This is a genomic window from Oxynema mangrovii CENA135, assembly GCF_016632315.1.
Lineage (GTDB): Bacteria > Cyanobacteriota > Cyanobacteriia > Cyanobacteriales > Laspinemataceae > Oxynema > Oxynema aestuarii.
The window spans coordinates 1-1,976 of the sequence record NZ_JAEOXH010000007.1 but is presented as its reverse complement, the minus strand read 5'-3'; the positions used below and the strand labels follow the sequence as shown (position 1 = coordinate 1,976).

Here is a 1,976-nt window from a genome sequence, read left to right as displayed (position 1 = left end):
AGCCGTTGGACAGACGGTGATACTGCCTGTAGAGGAAGGTTGCTTGGGAACCCCGATGAAGCAGGAAAACCCAACCGCGAGGAAGGGAAGCCCGCGCTCTACCTGTTAGGGTGAGCGTCGGGAGGATGTCACGATCTTTTTCCAGTCTGGCTCGAAGAGATCGGGCTACCCTGTAGGAGAGTTGACGAGACTGAGGTCATTACAAGGTTATGACGAAACAAAAATTTGGTGTGATTGGGTTGGCCGTGATGGGTGAGAACCTCGCCCTCAATGTGGAAAGCAAGGGATTTCCCGTTTCGGTGTACAATCGCACGGGTTCGGTGACGGAAGCGTTTATGGCCGAACGGGCCCAAGGTAAGCAAGTCAAGGCGACTTATTCGATTGAAGAGTTTGTCGAGTCTCTGGAACGTCCTCGGCGGATTTTGGTGATGGTGAAGGCGGGTAAGCCCGTGGATGCGGTCATCGGCCAGCTCAAACCGTTACTAGAACCGGGGGATATGATTATCGACGGCGGCAATTCCCTTTACGAGGATACGGAACGCCGGACTCAGGAGTTAGAATCGGTCGGCCTCGGTTTTATGGGAATGGGGGTCAGTGGCGGCGAGGAAGGCGCTTTAAATGGCCCGAGTTTGATGCCGGGAGGCACGGAACAAGCTTATAAAGATTTAGAGGCGATTCTGACGAAAATTGCGGCGCAAGTCGATGACGGACCGTGCGTGACTTATATCGGTCCGGGTGGGGCGGGTCATTACGTGAAAATGGTTCACAATGGGATCGAGTACGGCGATATGCAGTTAATCGCCGAGGCTTACGACTTGCTCAAAAGTGTTTTGGGTCTCGACCACAAGCAATTGCACGAAGTCTTTGCCGAATGGAATCAAACTGACGAGCTCAATTCGTTTTTAATCGAAATTACGGCGGATATTTTTAAATATATCGATCCGGAAACGAATCAGCCGTTAGTGGAGCAAATTGTCGATGCGGCGGGACAAAAAGGGACGGGTCGTTGGACGGCGATGAGTGCGTTGGAATTCGGGGTTTCGATTCCGACGATTACGGCGGCGGTTAATGCGCGGATTATGTCTTCGATTAAGGAGGAACGGGGCGCGGCGTCGCAGCAATTAAGCGGACCGATGTTTAAGTTTGACGGGGATGTCAAGGGATTTGTGGATAAGGTTCGCGATGCGCTTTACTGTTCTAAGATTTGTTCTTACGCTCAGGGGATGAGTTTGCTGGCGAAGGCGTCGGCGGATTTTAATTATAATTTGAATCTGAGTGAAATTTCCCGGATTTGGAAGGGTGGATGTATTATCCGTGCGGGATTTTTGGACAAGATTAAGTCGGCGTTTAAGGACAATCCGAGTTTGCCGAATTTGCTGTTAGCGCCGGAGTTCAAGCAGACGATTTTAGATCGTCAGGAGGCGTGGCGCGAGGTGTTGGCGACGGCGAATTATGCTGGGATTCCGGTTCCGGCGTTTAGTGCGTCTTTAGATTATTTTGACAGCTATCGGCGCGATCGCCTCCCGCAAAATTTGACCCAAGCTCAACGGGATTATTTCGGCGCTCATACTTACGAACGGTTGGACAAACCGCGCGGCGAGTTTTTCCATACGGAATGGTCGGAAGTCAATGAATAGTTTGCCAATTTGCCGATGATTTCTGATTAGTTGTAGCAAGGATTGAGGCGATCGCTCTTCCGGGGGCGATCGCTTTTAAAATATATAGGAGTCACGAGGTGCTCGTGTTGTCCAAACAAAATCATGGGAATATCCCGATTTGTTGTCAAAGTTAAACACTGCCGCGATCTCTCTTGCCAATTGCACGGATTTAGTGACAGTTTAACTTTTGAGGGGTTCGGGGAGCGATCGGTCCCGCGCCGTACCTGAAAGGTCAGTGTCGGAATACACGGACTCCCCACGTCGATTGAGGGGTAGCGAGAAGCCGCTTCGCGTCTACGATGCCCCGAAAATCGACAC

At 51.2% G+C, this 1,976-nt stretch carries 1 protein-coding gene; it reads left to right on the top strand.

Features of this window, described 5'->3' with window-relative positions; genetic code table 11:
• The first annotated feature begins 209 nt into the window (after positions 1 to 209).
• The gene (gnd, locus tag JJD41_RS24460; protein ID WP_200670485.1) at positions 210 to 1,637 is read left to right on the top strand and encodes a decarboxylating NADP(+)-dependent phosphogluconate dehydrogenase; all 1,428 of its coding nucleotides are present in this window, start codon (positions 210 to 212) and stop codon (positions 1,635 to 1,637) included.
• The last annotated feature ends 339 nt before the right edge of the window (positions 1,638 to 1,976 follow it).

Bases quoted from the DNA above. Each gene is read 5' to 3' on its own strand.
- gnd (WP_200670485.1), top strand. From the start codon at position 210: ATGACGAAACAAAAATTTGGTGTGATTGGGTTGGCCGTGATGGGTGAG.